The following is a 17,668-nucleotide window of genomic DNA, read 5'->3' on the forward strand; positions in this document are numbered from 1 at the left end:
GCGCTGCCGCAAGTGCGAAGCGCCGGCTGTCGCGGTGAGGGCGCCGTTAACTGTTGTTGGCCGGCTTGGCGGCGGGCTTGGTCGCGGCCTTGGGCTTGGCGGGCTTCGGATCGCCGCTTGCCGCAGGCTTCTCGGCGGGTTTTGCCGCCGTATCGTGCTTGGCCGCAGCATGCTTGGGCGCCGCCGGCTTCGCCGCCGTCTTGGCGTCGTTCTTACCGTCGCTCTTGGCCGCAGCCGGCTTGGCATCCGGCTTCGCCGCGGCCGTCTTGGTATCCTTGTTGCTGTCCTTGCCCGCGTCTTTCGGCTTGTCGGCCGCGTCGGGCTTCTTGGCGACGCGCGACTTCTTGCCACGCGGCTTTGACGCGGCCTGCTGGTCGGCATCGGCCGCGACCGCCGCGATCAGGGCGGTGCCGGTGCGGGTCGGGCCGGTATAGACCAGCACGGGCTCGGCCGCCGCCGGGGCCGAGGCCATCAGCTCGGACGCCTTCATCAGGGGCGGCTGAAGGCCGGCGGTGAAGAAGGTGACCTGGGCTTCGCCGCCGGTGGCTGAAGCCGATCCGGTCATGCCGCCATTGGCTGCAATCAGCGCATCGTCGTCGTCGCTGGCCGGCCGCTTGCGATGGCCGCCGCACATCTCGTCGCGCAGGTTCGGCGGCGAGGCGTCGACCGGCACGAGGTTGTCGACCGTGCCGAGCGAGGGGCGCAGCCACGTCAGATTGTCCTGGCCGAAGCCGCGCTCGAGCAGCTGCGCCGCTTTCACCGCGCGCGCGGTGCCGGAGCTCGCACCCAGCACCACCGCGATCAGCCGGCGGCCGTTGCGCGTCGCCGACGCCACGAGATTGTAGCCGGAGGCACAGATGAAGCCGGTCTTGAAACCGTCGGCGCCGGGATAGCGGCCGATCAGCTTGTTGAAATTGCCGGTGACGCGCTTGCCGAAACGGATCGCCGGGATGTGCATGAAATACTCGTATTCCGGCAGATCGCGCAGGAACGAGCGCGCCAAAATGCCGAGGTCGCGCGCCGACGTGATCTGGCCGTCGGCGGGCAGGCCGTTCGGATTGACGTAGCTGGTCTGCGTCATGCCGAGCTTCCTGGCGGTGTCGTTCATCATCGCGGAGAAGCCGTCGATCGAGCCGCCGACGCCCTCGGCAAGCACCACGGCCATGTCGTTCGCCGACTTGACCATCATCATCTTCAGCGCATTGTCGACGGTGAGCTGCGTTCCCGGACGGAACCCCATTTTCGAGGGCGATTGCGAGGCCGCCGTCGGCGATACGGTGAGCACCGTGTCGAGCGTCAGCCTGCCGTCCTTGACCGCCTTCAGCGTCACATAGGCGGTCATGATCTTGGTGACGGAGGCCGGATACCAGGGAATGGTCGCGTTATCCGCCTGCAGCACCTTGCCGCTGTCGGCCTCGATCAGCAGCAGCGCTTCGGCACTCGCCGCGCGCGGCGCGAGCAATGCGGCGCATGCGAGGCTCGCAGCGAACAGGTTGAACAGCGATTTGCGAAGCAGCGGGCGTAGGGCGTGCACTATCCGATTCCGGTCCTTGGAGACCCGCCGGTTCCGGACGGTTCTCGTGATCTGATGTTCGGTTTTGAAATCCAGCGCCGCCGCTTGCGGCGTCGCAAACCTATACCGGCTGGTGCGTCGAGAATAGGGGCAACAGCGGGGTATTCCGCAATGAAATAGGCCGAATTTCGACGATGTTATGAGGACTTGCTACGGGGATTTGGCTGCCGTCGCGGCAGCCTCAGCCGCCGTCATGCTGGCCCGTGTGCTCGCTTGAGGGGTTTCATGGACCATGAACTGGGCCCTGGCGAGCTCGGCAAAATGGCCGCCTTTGGCCACGAGTTCATCGAAAGTTCCGGTTTCGATCACGCGCCCATTCTCGAACACCAGGATCCGCGTGGCGTTGCGGATGGTGGAGAGGCGGTGGGCGATCACGAAGGTGGTGCGGCCCCTCATCACTTCGTCGAGAGCGGCATTCACCTTGGTCTCGGTGACGGCATCGAGCGCGCTGGTGGCTTCGTCCAGGATCAGGATCGGCGGGTCCTTCAGCAGCGCGCGGGCGATCGACAGACGCTGCCGCTCGCCGCCGGACAGCATGCGGCCGCGCTCGCCGGCATTGGTCGCGAAGCCGCCGCTGCGCTCGATGAAATCGAGCGCCTGCGCGCGCGCGGCCGCCTTGCGCATCTCGGCCTCGGTCGCGTCCGGCTTGCCGACGCGCAGATTCTCCTCGATCGAGCGGTTGAACAGCAGCGCTTCCTGGAACACGACGCCGATGTTCCGCCGCAGCGACGTCAGCGTCACGCCGCGCACGTCCATGCCGTCGATCCTGATGAAGCCGGATTGCGGATCGAAGGCGCGGTGCAGCAGCGCGATCGCGGTCGATTTGCCCGCGCCGGTCGGGCCGACCAGCGCGATGGTCTGGCCGGGCAGCGCGGTGAAGGTGAGGTCCTCGATCGCCGGCCGCTTGCCGTCATAGGAGAAGGTGACGTCGTTGAACTCGACGAGGCCGGACAGCCTGCCGGCATCGATCGCGTCGGCCCGGTCGTGCACTGCGGGCACGGCATCGAGCACGCCAAAGAACTCGCGCAGGCGCGGCGCTTCCATGAACACGTTGTTGATGAAGCTCACGACCTGCTCGAGCTTCTGGATCAGCAGCGTCGCAAAGCTCACGAACATCACGATCTCGCCGACCGAGGTGAGCCCCTGGTCGTGCAGCGCGATGCCGAGCGTAAAGATCGCGAGCACCGTGATGGTGGTGGAGGCGCGCGTGATGACGGTGACGAGCGCCCACCACGACAGCACCGGCATCTGTGCTTCGAGCAATTGATCGGCGATGGAGCGCAGCCCCTTTACCTCGGATTCGACACGGACAAAGCTCTGCACCAGCGCGACATTGCCGAGCGCATCGGAGGCGCGGGCGGAAAGCTCGCTGTAGTGCTCCTCGACCGCCATCTGCATGCCGAAGGTCCTGCGCACCACGAAGGTGGTCAGCGCGGTGAAGACGATGCAGAGCACGAACAGGAGGATCGCGAGCCGCCAGTTCAGGTAGAGCGACAGCGGCAGCAGCACCACGACCGAGAGGATCGCCGCAAAATGCTCGCGGAAGAAGCCGAGCCACAGCCGCCACAGGGCATCGGTGCCGTTGAGCATCACCTTCATCAGCCGACCAGAATGGGTGCCGGAGTGGAAGGTCAGCGGCAGTTGCAGGATGTGCTCGAAATAGTCGGTCAGCACCGCCTGGCGCTGGCGGTGCGAGAGCCGGTCGGCTTGCAAAGCCACGAGCGCGCTGCACAGGATGGTGAAGAGCCCGAATGCGACCCAGGCCGCCAGGAACGGCCAGGCGGAGTTGGAGCCTGCCACCGTCTTGCCGGAGAGCACGTCGACGATCCGGCCGAACAGCACGGGTTCGGCGAATTGCGAACCCGCCAGCAGGAGATTGACGACCGCGAGCAGCCAGCCCAGCCGCGCCTCCTTGCCGAGCAGCTCGAGAACGCGGGTGTAGAGACGGAGGATGGACATGCGGGCGACGAACTCGGACGGATGACGGAGCCCGCATTCTAAGCAGGGATCGCGCGCGAGATATAGCGGAAGCTGTCAGTTTTGCTCAGTTGATCAGCCGCCCCGCCACCGGCGGCAGGAACCGGTCGTCGAAGATATCGCCCGCGCCAGGCCGCTTACGGAATTTGAAGTCCTGCCCGATCTGGTCGATCGAGCGCTCCAGGCGCGGCGGTTCGATGCCGCCGAGACCGTTGCGCTTGACCTCGTCGGTCAGGACGTTGTCGGCGAGGACGGTGCGCAAGCGCTCCAGCTCCAGGTCGCGCTCGCCGTCGTCGATGCGGCTCGCGGCCTCGTCCGCCGCACGCGCCGGCTCCTTGACGGTCGCGGCGATGCCGGCGATCAAGGCGCGGACGAAGCCCTTCACTGCGTCCGGCTTTGCTGCGGCGAAGGCGGGATTGACCACCACGGCGAAACCATAGGCCTCGCAGCCATAGTCGGCATAACGCAGCACGACCAGATCGGCTCCGGGCACGCCGCGGTCGCGCAGGTTCACCGCGGAGAGATAGTTGAAGCCCGCGACGGCATCGACCTGTCCTGCGGACAGGATCGGCTCGCGTACCGCGGCGCCAATCTTGTGGAATTTGACGCGCGATACCTTGATGCCGTTCTGCTGCGCCAGCGCCGGCCACAGCCGCATCGACAGATCGCCGTCAGCAACGCCGACGGTCTTGCCGTCGAGATCGGGCAACACATGGATGCCTCGGCTCCTGCGCGCGACGATCGCGTAGGGCGCGCGGTTGAACAGCACGAACACGGCTTTGACCGGCGCCGCATCTTCCTTGTCGCGAAAGCGGATCAGCTCGTTGATGTCGACGAGCGCAAGCTCGCTGTCGCCCTTGGCGACGCGTGCGAGCGCCTCCGGCGATCCGGTTGCGCTGCTGAAGGACACGTTGAGACGCTCGGCGCTGAAGCTGCCGTCCTTCGCCGCAAGGAAGAACGGCGCCATGCTCGCGTCCAATGGTCGGTCGAAGCTGAAGTGGATCGCAACGGAGGGCGCAGCGGTCTCGGCCGCGCTGACATCGCGGGCGATCAGTGTCGCAAGCGGGATCGAGAGGGCCAGCAGGCAACGAAGCGCGATCGACTTGAAGTCTGACATCAGGTGCGCCGGTCCCGCATTGTTATGGTTTCGTGACGCTCGCAGCGCCGGCCGGCAGTCAGTCTGTCCGCGCCAACATGAACGGAGGATGAGCGGCGTTGCGGCATCGTTACGCAACCCCGTTCAGCTTGTGTTGGGGTTGGGGAACCCAACTTAGGTCATGCGGGTTTGAGAGACATGAGCCTGTCCGCAGGCGTCCATTCCAGGTCCCGAAGGAGGGCCCAAGACATGTTCGAGCGATTCTCCAAGTTTGCGGGCCGAAAGGCCGTTCTTGCCACCGCCGCGGTGCTGGCGCTGACCGCAATTGCCCCGACCGCTTCATATGCGGGCGGCCGCCACTGGCATCGCGGTGGAGGCGGCGTGGCCGCTGCTGCGGCCTTCGCGGCCATCGGAACCGGTCTCGCCATCGCCGCCAGCCGCGATGCCTACGCCTATGACTACGGTCCGGGGTACGGCTATTACGGCGGTCCGGCCTATTACAGCGCTCCTGCCTACGGTCCCTATTATGGTCCGGGGCCGAACTTCCAATATCAGCGCTATGGCGGCACTGCTCCGTCCGAGTTCTGCGGCCAGGGTTATCACCAGAACTGCTACTAGCTTTGGCAGCACAGGTTGACCAGAACAGGCCGTCGCGGGCGCCGCGCCGGCCTGTTTTCTGCTTTTATTGTCGCGCGTTAACGCGCTCGACATTGCTTTAGAGTAGTTTTGAGTATCATGAGTGATTCGCTTGAGCGGCTATATCTGGCTGTGCTCGCGGCCAGAGATCTTGATCCGGCAACATCGCGTACGGCCCGGCTGTTTCAGCGCGGGCCTTCCAAAATGGCGAAGAAGCTGGCTGAAGAGGCCATCGAAGTCGTGATCGATGCGGTCAACGGCGATAGCGAGGCCGTGATCCGGGAAAGCGCCGACCTGCTCTACAATCTCACCGTGCTCTGGGCCTCTGCCGGCGTACGTCCCGAGGACGTCTGGCGCGAAATGACGCGGCGTGAAGACATGCTCGGCATCGCCGAGAAGCTGCCGAAATCCTCGATGAAGCTGCCCAAAGTCGCGTCACCGCGCGTGGCCGCCAGGCGGCCAATTGTCGCGCTCGAGGGCCGTACCGCGCGCAAGCGCCACTAAAGCGCGATGAGACCAGGATGAACGGTCATCGCGCTTTAGCCTCTTGTTTGAGCATGATCTTTTCGGAAAACCGCTGCACACTTTTCCGGATCATGCTCGAAACGTCATAATTCGCCTCAATCTCGGCATGGACAAATCCGTCCCATGGTGCTTCATCGCGGCGCCATGCTGAAACGTATTTACGATTGGTGCATCGACGCCGCCCACAAGCCCTACGCGCTCTGGATTATGGGAGTCGTGTCTTTCGCCGAAAGCTCCTTCTTTCCGGTCCCGCCGGATGTGATGCTAATTCCGATGTCACTGGCGCGTCCGCAGCGCGCCTGGGTCTATGCGATGGTCTGTACCGTCACCTCGGTGCTCGGCGGCGTCGTCGGCTACGCCATCGGTGCGCTACTGTTCGACTCGGTCGGCCAATGGCTGATCCAGGTCTACGGCCTCGGCGGCAAGGTCGAGGCCTTTCGCGCCTCCTATGCGGAATGGGGCGCGGTGATCATCCTGCTCAAGGGGCTGACGCCGATCCCCTACAAGCTCGTGACGATTACCTCGGGCTTTGCCGGCTACAACATCGTCCTGTTCGTCCTGTGCTCGATCGTCGCGCGCGGCGGACGCTTCTTCATCGTGGCGATCCTGCTCAACCGCTATGGCGACTGGATCCGGGTCAGGATCGAGAAGCATCTTGGACTCGTGGTGGCGATCGGTGCTGCCGTGCTGGTGCTCGGCTTCGTGGTGGCGATCAAGCTGATCTAGACCTCCGCGCTTTGCCGCAGGGCCGGCTTCGGCTACGGTTGCCGTCATGATGGTTCGATCCGGCAATCCGGCTCTGCGGCTCGGGACGCTGATGTCAGCAATGCTGCTCCTGCTCGGTGCCGGGGGGACCGGGTGGGCGCAATCGGCGCCGCCGTCGCTTGGCTTGCAGGAGCAAGGGCCGCAGGCTGCGCCGCCGCCCTCGACGCCCGCACCTGCAGAAAATCCCTGGCTGTTCAACGAAATGGGCAAGTTGTTCGACAAGCTGCCCTCGATCCTGCCGCCGATCAAAAGCCCCAGTGAGACCATGAACGATCTGTCGCGGCTGGCAAAGCCCTCGACCATGGTGTCGGGTCGCGTGGCTTGTCCCGCCTCGTCGAACGGCGCGCCCGACTGCAAGCAGGCCGCCGACCAGCTCTGCCAGAGCAAGGGCTACAAGGACGGCAAGAGCCTGAATGCCGACTCCGCGGAAAAATGCTCGGCCAAGGTTCTGATCCCGGGTCGGACCCGCAAACCTGACGACTGCCGCACCGATACTTTCGTGACCAGCGCGCTGTGCCAGAACTGACGTGAAGGCCTCGCGCGCATGCAGCAAGGAGCGCCCATGAGCCGTACGGAGCAGGATTTCCTCGGACAGCGTGAGATCGCCGACGACATCTATTACGGCGTTCAGACCATCCGCGGGAAGGAGAACTTCCACATCACCGGCATTCCGATGAACCAGGAGCCTTACTTCGTGAAGGCGCTCGGTTACGTCAAGAAGGCCGCCGCCATGGCCAATCGCGATCTCGGCGCGATCGAGGCCAAGGTCGCGGACGCGATCATCCTCGGCTGCGACCGCGTCATCGCCGGCGACATGATGGACCAGTTCGTCACCGACTTCATCCAGGGCGGCGCCGGCACCTCCACCAACATGAACGCCAACGAGGTGATCGCGAATCTCGCGCTGGAATCGCTCGGCTTCGGCAAGGGCGACTACCAGCACGTCAGTCCCAACGACCACGTCAATTATGGCCAATCGACCAACGACACCTATCCGACCGCCTTTCGGCTCGCGCTGATCCTGCGGCTCGAAAGCTACATGACCGCGCTGCGCCAGCTCCAGGAAGCTTTCTTCGCCAAGGGCCGCGAGTTCGACCGCGTCCTGAAGATGGGCCGCACGCATCTCCAGGATGCGGTGCCGATGTCGCTCGGGGCCGAATTCCGGGGATGGGGCACCACGATGGGCGAGGAGGTCGACCGTATCTCCGAAGCGCGGGCGCTGCTGCGCGAGATCAATCTCGGCGCCACCGCGATCGGCACGTCCGTCACGGCGGCGGTCGGTTATCCCAAGCTCGCGGTCCGGCATCTGAGCGCGCTCACCGGCGTCGACTTCATCCTCGCGGGCGATCTCGTCGAGGCGACCTCGGACACCGGCGCCTATGTGCAACTCTCGGGCGTCCTGAAGCGCACGGCGAGCAAGCTGACGAAGATCTGCAACGACATCCGCTTGCTCGCCTCCGGCCCGCGCGCCGGCTTCAACGAGATCAACCTGCCGCAGCTTCAGCCGGGCTCCTCGATCATGCCGGGCAAGGTCAACCCTGTTATCCCCGAGGTCGTCAACCAGACCAGCTTCCTCGTCATCGGGCTCGACACCACGGTGACGCTCGCGGCCTCGGCGGGCCAGCTCCAGCTCAACGTGATGGAGCCGGTGATCTCGTTCGCTTTGTTCTTCTCGATCCGCACCATGGAGCGCGCGGTCAACAGCCTGCGCGAGAACTGCGTCGTCGGCATCACCGCCAACGAGGAGCACACGCGCAATATGGTGCTGAATTCGCTCGGTATCGTCACGGTGCTGAAGCCGCTGCTCGGCTACAAGCAATGCGCCGAGATCGCGCGCGAAGGCTACAAGAGCGGCAAGTCGCTGCATCAGATCGTCGTGGTCGAGCGCCAGCTGCTGACGCAGGAGAAGTGGGACGAGATGTTCTCGTTCGAGCGGCTGATCAATCCGGATCTGATCGGGTAGGCGGTCTCTCCTCGTCATTCCGGGCTCGACGCTTCGTGTCGCCCCGGAATGGCGAAGGAAGGAATTCCGCGGCTTGGAATGGCGGTAGCGGCATCCGCCACAACGCCAAAACGCAATACTTGACAGTGGAAAGATTGCCTTGTTGGTATGTTGCCCAACCTTCCATTGACTGCCAACAGAGGATCGTCTCGCAATGTCCATGCCTGCCTTGTTCAAGGGACGCCTGTCGATCCCCGTGATCGGCTCGCCGCTCTTCATCATCTCGGTGCCGGATCTCGTGATCGCGCAGTGCAAGGCGGGGGTGGTCGGCTCGTTTCCGTCGCTGAACGCCCGGCCGCCGGAGCTGCTCGACGAATGGCTGGCGCGGATCACCGAGGAACTCGCGGCCTATGACCGGGCCCATCCCGACAGGCCGTCGGCGCCGTTTGCCGTCAACCAGATCGTGCACAAGTCGAACAACCGGCTCGACCACGACATGCAGCTCTGCGCCAAGTACAAGGTGCCGATGATCATCTCCTCGCTCGGTGCCCGCGAGGAGCTGAACCAGGCCGTGCACGGCTGGGGCGGCATCGTCTTCCACGACGTGATCAACCAGAAGTTCGCGCACAAGGCGATCGAGAAGGGCGCCGACGGCCTGATCCTGGTCGCGGCCGGCGCCGGCGGCCATGCCGGCACCATCTCGCCGCTGGCCTTCGTTGCCGAGACCCGCAAGTGGTTCGACGGCCCGATCGCGCTGTCGGGCGCGATCGGCAACGGCAAGGCGATCCGCGCCGCACGCGTCCTCGGCGCCGACTTTGCCTATATCGGCTCAGCCTTCATCGCGACCAAGGAAGCCAATGCGGTCGAAAAGTACAAGGAGATGATTGCCGGCTCGACCGCCGACGACATCGTCTATTCCAACCTCTTTACCGGCGTGCACGGCAACTACCTGAAACCTTCGATCCTCGCTGCCGGCATGGATCCCGAGGATTTGCCGACCTCCGACCCTTCCAAGATGAATTTCGGCACCGACGCCTCCGGCGAGCGCGCCAAGCCGAAGGCCTGGAAGGAGATCTGGGGCTCGGGCCAGGGCATCGGCAGCGTCGACGGCGTCGTGCCCGCCGCCGAACTGATCGCGCGCTTCAAGAAGGAATACGACGAAGCGATCGATCCGCCGTTGTGATCGCTCTCGTGTCCCGGACGCGCTGCAGCGTGCAACGCTGCTGCGCAGAGCCGGGATCCATTGAAGCAACGTATGGACCCCGGATCAGCAGCGCACCGCTACGCGCTGCGCAGCGTCCGGGGAACGTGAACGAGGCCGATTGAAACGATGACAGCCATCTACCGCGTCGACGGCAACAGCGTCGTCACCAGCCCGGATGCCGCTGGTCCCTGGGACCCGCGCATGCAGCACGGCTCGGCGCCGGCCTCGCTGGTGACATGGGCGGCCGAACGCATCCCGGCGCCTGTGCCGATGGACATCGCGCGCGTCACCATCGATCTGATGCGCCCGGTGCCGGTGGCGCCGCTCACGATCGTGACCGAAATCCTGCGCGAGGGCCGCAAGATCCAGCTCTGCGCAATCCAGCTGCTCGCCGATGGCGTGCAGGTCGTCGGCGCGACCGTGCTCAAGATCAGGCGCCAGGCACTGTCGTTGCCGGAGGACGTCAAGGAGCTGTCGGTCACGCTGCCCTCGCCGGAGGACTCGCTGGCCGAGGACGGCCACGCTGCCACCAGCCCGTTCGTTCGGTCGGTCTCGATGCGTGCCGCGCGCGGCCGCTTCGGTCAGGCCGGTGCGGGCGCTATCTGGTTTCGCGTCGACCATCCGCTGATCGCAGGTGAGGCGGTCTCGCAAGCGATGCGCGCCGTGGTCGCCGCCGATTTCTCCAACGGCACCGCCTCGATGCTCGACTTCCGCGCTTGGACCTACATCAACGCCGATCTCACCGTGAGCTTCGCACGCCAGCCGGTCGGCGAGTGGATCCTGCTCGACGGCGAGTCCTGGATCGGCGCTGACGGCACCGGGCTCGCAATGTCGCGCCTCGCCGACCGCCAGGGCTATTTCGGCCGCGCGGTGCAGAGCCTGGTGATCGAGAAGCGGTGAGCGTGACGGCAAGCGCCGCGATTGCTCTTTGGGCCGATTGAACGGCAGGCTTCCGCCGCCGCGGAAGGGATGCTCGGTCGTGTTCGAAGAGGCATCCTGCCTGTTCAGATTCCGTAGAAGATCTTGATCTCCCACAGCACCACGATGATAGCCGTGATCAACGCGATCGCGGCGACTGCACTTTCCAGGGAAGCGACTCTCATCTTACTCTCCGCTTCCCAGCCCCATCAGCGGTCTAGTTGATTCCCTGATTCGGCGGCAATTGCGTGGGCATCGCCGCCAGACACTCCGTCGCGCGTTGTGGTGTCGGGGCAACAACGACACCGTAGAATCCCGGGGTATTTATCCCACCATCCGGTCCCGGCCGCTCCAGAAGCCCGCACGCAGCACCTTCTTGTCGACCTTGCCGACGCCGGTCATCGGCAATTGCTTGACGAACTGGATCTGCTTGGGCGCGTGCGCAGAGCCTTTTCGCGTCTTGACCAGGTTGATCAGCTCGTCCGGATCGGGCTGTACGCCCTCGCGCGGCACCACGACGGCGGTGACGGCCTCGCCCCATTTCTCGTCGGGGATGCCGACGACCGCGACCATGGCGACATCGGCGTGTTGCGACAGCACGTCCTCGACCTCGCGCGGGAAGATGTTGAAGCCGCCGGACACGATCATGTCCTTCTTGCGGTCGAGGATGAACATGTAGCCGCGCTCGTCCTTCCGCGCGATGTCGCCGGTGTGCACCCAGCCGTTCTTCAGCGTCTGCGCGGTGATGTCCGGGCGCTTCCAGTATTCCGCCATGACATGCGGGGCGCGCACGCAGATCTCGCCGGCCTCGCCCGTCTTCACCTCCTGATCGTTATCGTCGAGGATCCTGACCTCGCAGGCCGCGATCGGGAAGCCGCAGGACAGGAACAGCTCGGGCGTCTTGGGATCGTGATCCGCCTTGCGCAGGACCGAGACCGGATAGCATTCGGTCTGGCCGTAGAGCTGCGAGAACACCGGTCCGATGCGCTCGATGCCCTCGACCAGCCGGCTCGGCGACATTGCGGACGCCCCGTAGAGCACCAGCTCGAGTGAGGACAGATCGCTCTTGCCCAACGCAGGATGGTCGAGCAGCACGTAGATCATGGTCGGCACGAACAGCGTGAAATTGATGCGCTCGCGCGCGATCGTGGCCAGCACGGCCTCGGGATCGAATCCCTTCAGCATGTGCACGGTGCCGCCGCGCATCAGGGTCGGCAGCACTTTCGTGCCGGCGACATGACTGATCGGGGCGACCGTGAGGTAGCGTGCGGCGTCGGGGATCTCGAAATCGGCGAGGATCGCGGCGGCGGCTCCGGCATTCTCGCGGTGATAGCGCAGCGCGCCCTTGGATTTGCCGGTGGTGCCGCCGGTGTAGTTCAGCGTGGAGAGATCGTCGAGGCGGGCGAGGCACTGCGCGCTGGCGTGTCCCGCGCTCTCGATCGCCGCCAGCAGATCGGCACCGTAGCCGGCTGGCCCCATGGTGAAGACTGCCTTGAGTCGGCTCGCTCTCGCGGCCAGCTCGCCGCCGCGGTCGCGGAAGGTGGCCGCATCGACCACCAGCATCTCCGCCTCGGAATCCTCGAGCTGGAACAGCTGGTCCTCCAGCGATCCCAGCGGATGCAGCCAGGTGATGCAGAGCCGCGACAATTGCGCGGCGACGCCGGCGCACCAGGTGTCGGCCCGGTTCGCGGTGAGGAAGGCGACGCGTGCGCTAGGCTGCAATCCAAGCCGCATGAACACGCCCTGGATGCGTCCGATCAGGTCGATGGTGCCTTGATAGCTCAGCGATCCCTCGGGCCATGCGAAAGCGGTGCGGCCGGGATAGCGCGACAGCGCCCGCAGCGTCTGCGCGCAAGTCGGGGACGATGCGTGGAGCGGATCGGACATATGTTTCCTCGTTGCTTGTCACCGGCTTCTGGCGTGCCAATGTTGCTAATGACGCTAGCACAGGGACCGCGGGATGAAACGGCAAAGCCCGTCCGGGGAGGCAAGAGTGACAGGGAGATTTAGGTGACATCCGATCGACTGCAACGCTTTCGCGATAGTCTCGCCCTGCCTTTGATCGCAGCGCCGATGTTCCTGGTGTCGGGCGTCGAGCTCATGATCGCGGCCTGCCGCAACGGGGTCATCGGCAGCTTCCCCACCGTGAATTGCCGCAGCACGGACCAGCTCGATGAATGGTTCACGGCGATCGAGACGCGGCTGCGCCAGCACGAAGATCAAAGCGGCCGCAAGGCAGCGCCGCTCTGTCCGAACCTGATCGTGCACCGCTCCAATGCGCGGCTGGAGCAGGATCTCGCCGTGCTGCTGCGACATAGGCCGGAGGTCGTCATCACTTCGGTCGGCTCGCCCGCGCCCGTGTTGAAGCCGCTGCACGATGCCGGTGCGCTGGTGCTGGCGGACGTCGCTTCCATCCGCCATGCCGAACGCGCGGCGGAAGCAGGTGCCGACGGGCTGGTGCTGCTCACCGCGGGCGCCGGCGGGCAGACCGGCTGGCTCAACCCGTTCGCCTTCGTCCGCGCTGTCCGTGCATTCTACGACGGCATCATCGTGCTCGCGGGCGGCATCAGCGACGGCCATGCGCTGCATGCGGCGGAAGTGCTCGGCTGCGATCTCGCCTATATGGGCACGAAGTTCATCGCGACACGCGAGAGCATGGCTGACGACCGCCACAAGCGGATGCTGGTCGAGAGCAGCGCCGACGACGTCCTGCTCACCACCGCCTTTACCGGCCTGCAGACCAGCATGCTGAGGCCGTCGATCGTGGCCGCAGGGCTTGATCCCGACGATCTGCCGGCGCGCGGCGCGATCGACATCGGCAAGGATATCGACGTCGCCGCGCGCGAAAACCGGCCGAAGCGCTGGCGCGACATCTGGAGCGGCGGGCAGTCCACCTCGGGCGTCACCGACGTGCTCCCTGTCGACGATCTCGTTGCGCGGACGGCGGCCGAATATCGTGAGGCGAGAGCACAGCTCTCCCCGTAGAAATGCGGAAAGGCAGGGGCCGCTCGTCCCGATCACAGTCAATCGAGCGCTCGCTCGAAACGCCTCACTTAACGGCAGATTAACCAACGCCCGCCAAGAATCCCCTCACGGCCGCCAATCAGGGCCGAGAGGGACAGGCGATGGACTTCGATTATCTCAACACCAAGACGGCGGCTTCGCTGGACGAGATCCGCGTTCGCGTTGCTCATGCCCTGGCCCGCCACCCGCTGTGCCGCAACGTCCGTTTCGACATCGTCAGCGTCCCCCGCACCCGCCGGGGCGGCAACTGGACGGTGGCGCTGCAATCGGTCGAGCCGCGCGCGGTCTGGGAGGCCTCGGAGATCGTCGCCGACATCCAGGACGCCTACGAGCTGGCCGTAGCTGCCTGATTTCCCTGGCTTTTTACGGGGTATGTCGCGTCAAACATACTGATTGTCGCAACGATGGCACACTCAAGCCTTATTTCGTGCCCTTTTGCCCGGCAACGTTAACAAACTCGTGAAGCCGTCGTTCCCGGAGAGACGCTTGTCCAAAGCCATCACCATCGTTGTGCTGACCTGCTTCCTCGTCCTGGGTGCCGCCACGACCGCCATTCTTGGCCGCGACAGCGTGCCCAGCGTCAGCGAAGAGATGATCTCGCAGACCCCTCCGCCGAAGCCGCTCGCAGCCAACCGCGCCGCCAAGGCCGATCGTCTGGTCCCGACGCTGGCGCTGGCTTCGGCCGCATATGAGCCGGTCCAGGTGCCCGCCGACAAGCTTGCCCGGGCCCCCGTGCTGACCGAGCCGCTGCGCCAGGCCTTTGCTGCCGCCACGCCGTCGGATTTCCCGATGCCGAAACCAAGTGCGCATGAGGCGCCCGCCGCAGCGGAGGTTCCCGCCGTCGAAGTCCCGGCCAAGCCAAAGCTCGTGGCCAAGCCGCAGCCGCAGAAAAACTATTCGCTGCTGTCCGACGCGCAGATCGCCGGGATCAGGGATCGTCTGAAGCTGTCGTCGTCGCAGGAATATTACTGGCCTTCGGTGGAGACTGCGCTCCGCAACGTCGTGCGCAAGATCTCGGCTAACAAGCTCTCCAATCCGAACGCGCCACCTAGCGCGCAGATCGATCCGAATTGCGACGAGGTCCAGCAGTTGAAGTCGGCCGCTATGCCGCTGCTGTTCCAGCTGCGTGACGATCAGAAGGAAGAAGTGCGCAAGCTCGCCCGCCTCATCGGGCTGGAGAAGGTCGCGCAGCAGATCTGACGCGTAAGTTCCGTCAGGAACTGCTTCCACACCAGGAACATCCGGCAATCAACGCGCGTTGCTCGCTCCAAAGAGGGAGTGGATCAATGCGCGCCTCGACAGCCTATTTCGTCGGTGCCGGAACCATCGTCGCAGCCATCGCCATTGGTTTGGGCGGCGGCATCGTTGCCGGCAACATCATGAATCCGGTGACGTCCAAACAGGGGCCGGACACCAGCAAGATGGCGCAGCGCGCCGAATCCGCCGGCGCGCCAGCGGCGACAAACGCGCCCTCGGAACGCGTCAATTATCTCACGGGCTCGCAAGCCTTCGGCGCGATCGTTGCCGCGCCGGCGCAGGCCGAAGCAAAGCCCGAAGTCGCAAAGCCTGACACACAGCCCACTCAGGCGAGCGCCGAACCGCCGGCATCGCCGCCTTCGCAAGCTGCCGTGGTTGAGCCGCCCAAGGAGCAGTCCAAGCCGACCGTTGCATCGTCACCGAAAGCCGCAAAACCCGCCGAGCAGCAGGCCTCGGCCGATGCGGCTTCTTCCCCTGAGAACGCCTATGCCAAGGCGAAAGACTCCGACGTGAAGCGCGCCACGTCCGAACGGCGCCGGATCGAGCGGCGCGAGCGTTGGGCCGAGCGTCGCCATTTCTATGAGGGCCGAGAGCAGCGCGGCATGCGCGATCGCACCGACTGGGACGACGTCGCACGCAACATCCGCGAGGATTCCGATGCGCGCGATTATGCCGGCCGGCCGCGCGGCGGCCCGCAGATCAGGCTGTTCGGGCCCGACGACGATTAGCGCCTACACGAAGGTGCGCCGTCATTGTCACGTCGCTGTCATTTCAGTCCAGCGCGCCGCAATCCTTCGAGATAATGCGCGCGATCCTCGTCCCGCAGCATCGGCAGCTCGCGCGTGATCCAGGCGAGCGAGACCGCGGGCTGAGCGCGGCGCAGACCGTCGAGGGCGGAAGCGGCGAGTGCCGGATCTCCTGACATCCCGGCGGCAGCCGTCAGCACGCGGTGGGCGCCGACGAAATCGCAGCGTTGCCGCATCGATTCCCGCGCCATCTGCACGGCTCCCTCGTAGTCGTGGCCGACGAACCGGGCATAGGCCGCAACCCCGCAATAGATCGCCGCGAGCGGGTCGCGCGGGCTGAGCCGCAGCGCACGACGCGCGGCGGCGTCGCCATCTTGCCATCGCCCGGCGTAGCACAGCGTCACGCCGTAGAAAGCGTGCGCCATTGCAAAATTTGGATTGAGCTGCAGCGCCAGTTCGAACTCCGCCAGCGCGTCGTCGAAGCGGCGGCGGAACAGATAGGTGTAGGCGAGGCCATGGTGGGCCCAGGCGTCCTCGCGATCGGCCTCCACCGCCGCGAGCGCCGCACGCTCGGCGATCGGCACCGTCGCGGCCATGTCGGCCCAGCCCATATGCGCACCGAAGATATGGCTGGTCGCGAGCAGGCCCAGCGCCTTGCCATAGGCGGGATCGATCGCGACGGCTTTTTCGAGCAGCCCTTGCGCGGCGGCATTGTCCTCGCGCGTGATGCGCCAATGATGCGACAATGCGCGCATCACGAGGTCCCAGGCGTCGAGGCTTCCCGGCGGCTTCTGCTGGGCGCGAAAACTCTCGGCGGCATAGAGCTGAGGCTCGATCGCGGCGACGATCGCCTCGGTGATCTCGTCCTGCACGGAGAAGATGTCGGCGAGCTCGCGATCATAGCGCTCGGCCCAGAGATGGCTGCCGCTTGAGACATCGTTGAGCTGGGCCGAGATGCGCACGCGATCGCCGCTCCGCCGCACGCTGCCTTCGACCACGTAGCGCACCCCGAGCTCGTGCGCGACCTCGCGGATGTGCACGGCGCGACCCTTGTAGACGAAGGAGGAGTTCCGTGCGACGACGAAGAACCAGCGCAGCTTCGACAGCGCGGTGATGATGTCCTCGCTGATGCCGTCGGAGAAATAATCCTGCTCGGCTTCGCCGCTCATATTGGTGAAGGGCAGCACGGCGATCGCGGGTCGCTCGGGAAGCGCGAGTGCAGCGTGCGGCACCCAGGCGGTGCGGCCGTGTTCCGGCGCGACTGCGCCCCCCTTGGCCTCGACATCGCCGACGAAGCGAAAACCCTTGCGGGAGATGGTGCGGATCAGCGCCTGGCTCGCGCCACTGTCGCCGACCGCCTTGCGCGCGGCGTTGATCCGGCTGGTCAGGGTGGATTCGGAAACGCTGCGCCCGTGCCAGATCTTGTCGATCAGCTCGTCCTTGCTGACCACCCGGTCGCGGTTCTGCATGAGGTGGACGACGAGATCGAAAACCTGCGGCTCCACGGCAACGGGAACCTGCTCGCGGCTCAGCTCGCGCAGGTCGGTATCGAGAAGGTGGTCCCTGAACAGAAACTGCACGTCGAAACTCAGGCTTCGTTGCGAAATCGGACAGGTAAAATGACAAAAATGAAATTTGGGTCGAAAACTGTGAGTCTGCCGAAGGGGATGCTTGGTTCATCGCCATCGAAAGATGGCTGTCATGCCGTTCTCGGAGGGGAATACAACTGCGGCTAGAATGTTGCGGTGGGCCGATAGCCAATGAGATGATGTCCGCCCATCCAACACCGTCATCCTGAGGCGCCGAAGCGTAGCGGCGCAATTGCGCCGCTGGGCGGAGACCTCGAAGGATGGACGGCCCGGCTTGCAGCGCGGCCGCTCATCCTTCGAGGCTCCTCGTGCGCTGCTTCGCATCGCAAGCCTCGCACCTCAGAGGCTGTGAATCTATGTGATTTGGCGCGTTTCCGTTTGCCGAACGGTGAGCCGAATGATTCTCTGCTTTCAAA

The 17,668-nt window shown here is 65.1% G+C and carries 16 protein-coding genes; 11 read left to right on the plus strand and 5 right to left on the minus strand.

Annotation, left to right across the window (positions count from 1 at the left end; genetic code table 11):
- Positions 1-46 precede the first annotated feature (46 nt).
- From IVA81_RS05425 to IVA81_RS05435, 3 genes are all read right to left on the minus strand, one after another.
- Positions 47-1,534 carry a D-alanyl-D-alanine carboxypeptidase family protein gene (locus tag IVA81_RS05425; protein WP_247313391.1) on the minus strand — a complete coding sequence of 496 codons (1,488 nt, stop codon included), beginning with the start codon at positions 1,532-1,534 and terminating at the stop codon, positions 47-49.
- Positions 1,535-1,723: 189 nt separating this feature from the next.
- A complete protein-coding gene (locus IVA81_RS05430; RefSeq protein WP_247313393.1) occupies positions 1,724-3,532 on the minus strand; it encodes a glucan ABC transporter ATP-binding protein/ permease in 1,809 nt (602 codons plus the stop codon).
- A gap of 85 nt (positions 3,533-3,617) precedes the next feature.
- Entirely contained in the window at positions 3,618-4,667 is a 1,050-nt protein-coding gene (locus tag IVA81_RS05435) for an ABC transporter substrate-binding protein (protein WP_247313395.1), read from the minus strand.
- A gap of 228 nt (positions 4,668-4,895) precedes the next feature.
- On the opposite strand from IVA81_RS05435, the gene IVA81_RS05440 reads away from it, so the two are divergent.
- The 7 genes from IVA81_RS05440 to IVA81_RS05470 all read left to right on the plus strand — a co-directional run bounded on the left by IVA81_RS05440 (position 4,896) and on the right by IVA81_RS05470 (position 10,618).
- Positions 4,896-5,264: a hypothetical protein gene (locus IVA81_RS05440; protein WP_247313398.1), complete on the plus strand. Its 369-nt coding sequence runs from the start codon at positions 4,896-4,898 to the stop codon at positions 5,262-5,264.
- A 117-nt stretch (positions 5,265-5,381) separates the two neighbouring features.
- Positions 5,382-5,786 (plus strand): phosphoribosyl-ATP diphosphatase, encoded by a 405-nt coding sequence (hisE, locus tag IVA81_RS05445; protein ID WP_246925923.1) that lies wholly within the window; start codon positions 5,382-5,384, stop codon positions 5,784-5,786.
- A gap of 144 nt (positions 5,787-5,930) precedes the next feature.
- A complete protein-coding gene (locus IVA81_RS05450) occupies positions 5,931-6,533 on the plus strand; it encodes a YqaA family protein (protein WP_247313401.1) in 603 nt (200 codons plus the stop codon).
- Positions 6,534-6,579: 46 nt separating this feature from the next.
- The gene (locus IVA81_RS05455; RefSeq protein WP_247313404.1) at positions 6,580-7,098 is read left to right on the plus strand and encodes a hypothetical protein; all 519 of its coding nucleotides are present in this window, start codon (positions 6,580-6,582) and stop codon (positions 7,096-7,098) included.
- A gap of 36 nt (positions 7,099-7,134) precedes the next feature.
- Positions 7,135-8,535 (plus strand): aspartate ammonia-lyase, encoded by a 1,401-nt coding sequence (locus tag IVA81_RS05460; protein ID WP_247313407.1) that lies wholly within the window; start codon positions 7,135-7,137, stop codon positions 8,533-8,535.
- Between the two features lie 193 nt (positions 8,536-8,728).
- A complete protein-coding gene (locus IVA81_RS05465; protein WP_247313412.1) occupies positions 8,729-9,697 on the plus strand; it encodes a nitronate monooxygenase family protein in 969 nt (322 codons plus the stop codon).
- 147 nt (positions 9,698-9,844) lie between these two features.
- Positions 9,845-10,618 (plus strand): thioesterase family protein, encoded by a 774-nt coding sequence (locus IVA81_RS05470; protein WP_247313415.1) that lies wholly within the window; start codon positions 9,845-9,847, stop codon positions 10,616-10,618.
- A gap of 342 nt (positions 10,619-10,960) precedes the next feature.
- Here IVA81_RS05470 and IVA81_RS05475 read toward each other — a convergent pair whose 3' ends face one another.
- A complete protein-coding gene (locus tag IVA81_RS05475) occupies positions 10,961-12,523 on the minus strand; it encodes an AMP-binding protein (protein WP_247313418.1) in 1,563 nt (520 codons plus the stop codon).
- 123 nt (positions 12,524-12,646) lie between these two features.
- Here IVA81_RS05475 and IVA81_RS05480 point away from each other — a divergent pair, with 123 nt between their 5' ends.
- From IVA81_RS05480 to IVA81_RS05495, 4 genes are all read left to right on the plus strand, one after another.
- Entirely contained in the window at positions 12,647-13,621 is a 975-nt protein-coding gene (locus tag IVA81_RS05480; protein WP_247313421.1) for a nitronate monooxygenase, read from the plus strand.
- Between the two features lie 140 nt (positions 13,622-13,761).
- On the plus strand, positions 13,762-14,010 hold the full coding sequence (locus IVA81_RS05485; RefSeq protein WP_212087590.1) for a hypothetical protein: 249 nt from the start codon (positions 13,762-13,764) through the stop codon (positions 14,008-14,010).
- Between the two features lie 136 nt (positions 14,011-14,146).
- Positions 14,147-14,860 (plus strand): hypothetical protein, encoded by a 714-nt coding sequence (locus IVA81_RS05490; protein WP_247313423.1) that lies wholly within the window; start codon positions 14,147-14,149, stop codon positions 14,858-14,860.
- Positions 14,861-14,946: 86 nt separating this feature from the next.
- Complete coding sequence (locus IVA81_RS05495) at positions 14,947-15,645, plus strand: hypothetical protein (protein ID WP_247313426.1); 699 nt, start codon at positions 14,947-14,949, stop codon at positions 15,643-15,645.
- Between the two features lie 38 nt (positions 15,646-15,683).
- Here the strand turns inward: IVA81_RS05495 and IVA81_RS05500 are convergent, their stop codons facing one another.
- A complete protein-coding gene (locus IVA81_RS05500; protein WP_247313429.1) occupies positions 15,684-17,243 on the minus strand; it encodes a winged helix-turn-helix domain-containing protein in 1,560 nt (519 codons plus the stop codon).
- Positions 17,244-17,668 lie beyond the last annotated feature (425 nt).

Source organism: Bradyrhizobium sp. 141 (assembly GCF_023074055.1).
In the GTDB taxonomy this organism is placed as follows: domain Bacteria; phylum Pseudomonadota; class Alphaproteobacteria; order Rhizobiales; family Xanthobacteraceae; genus Bradyrhizobium.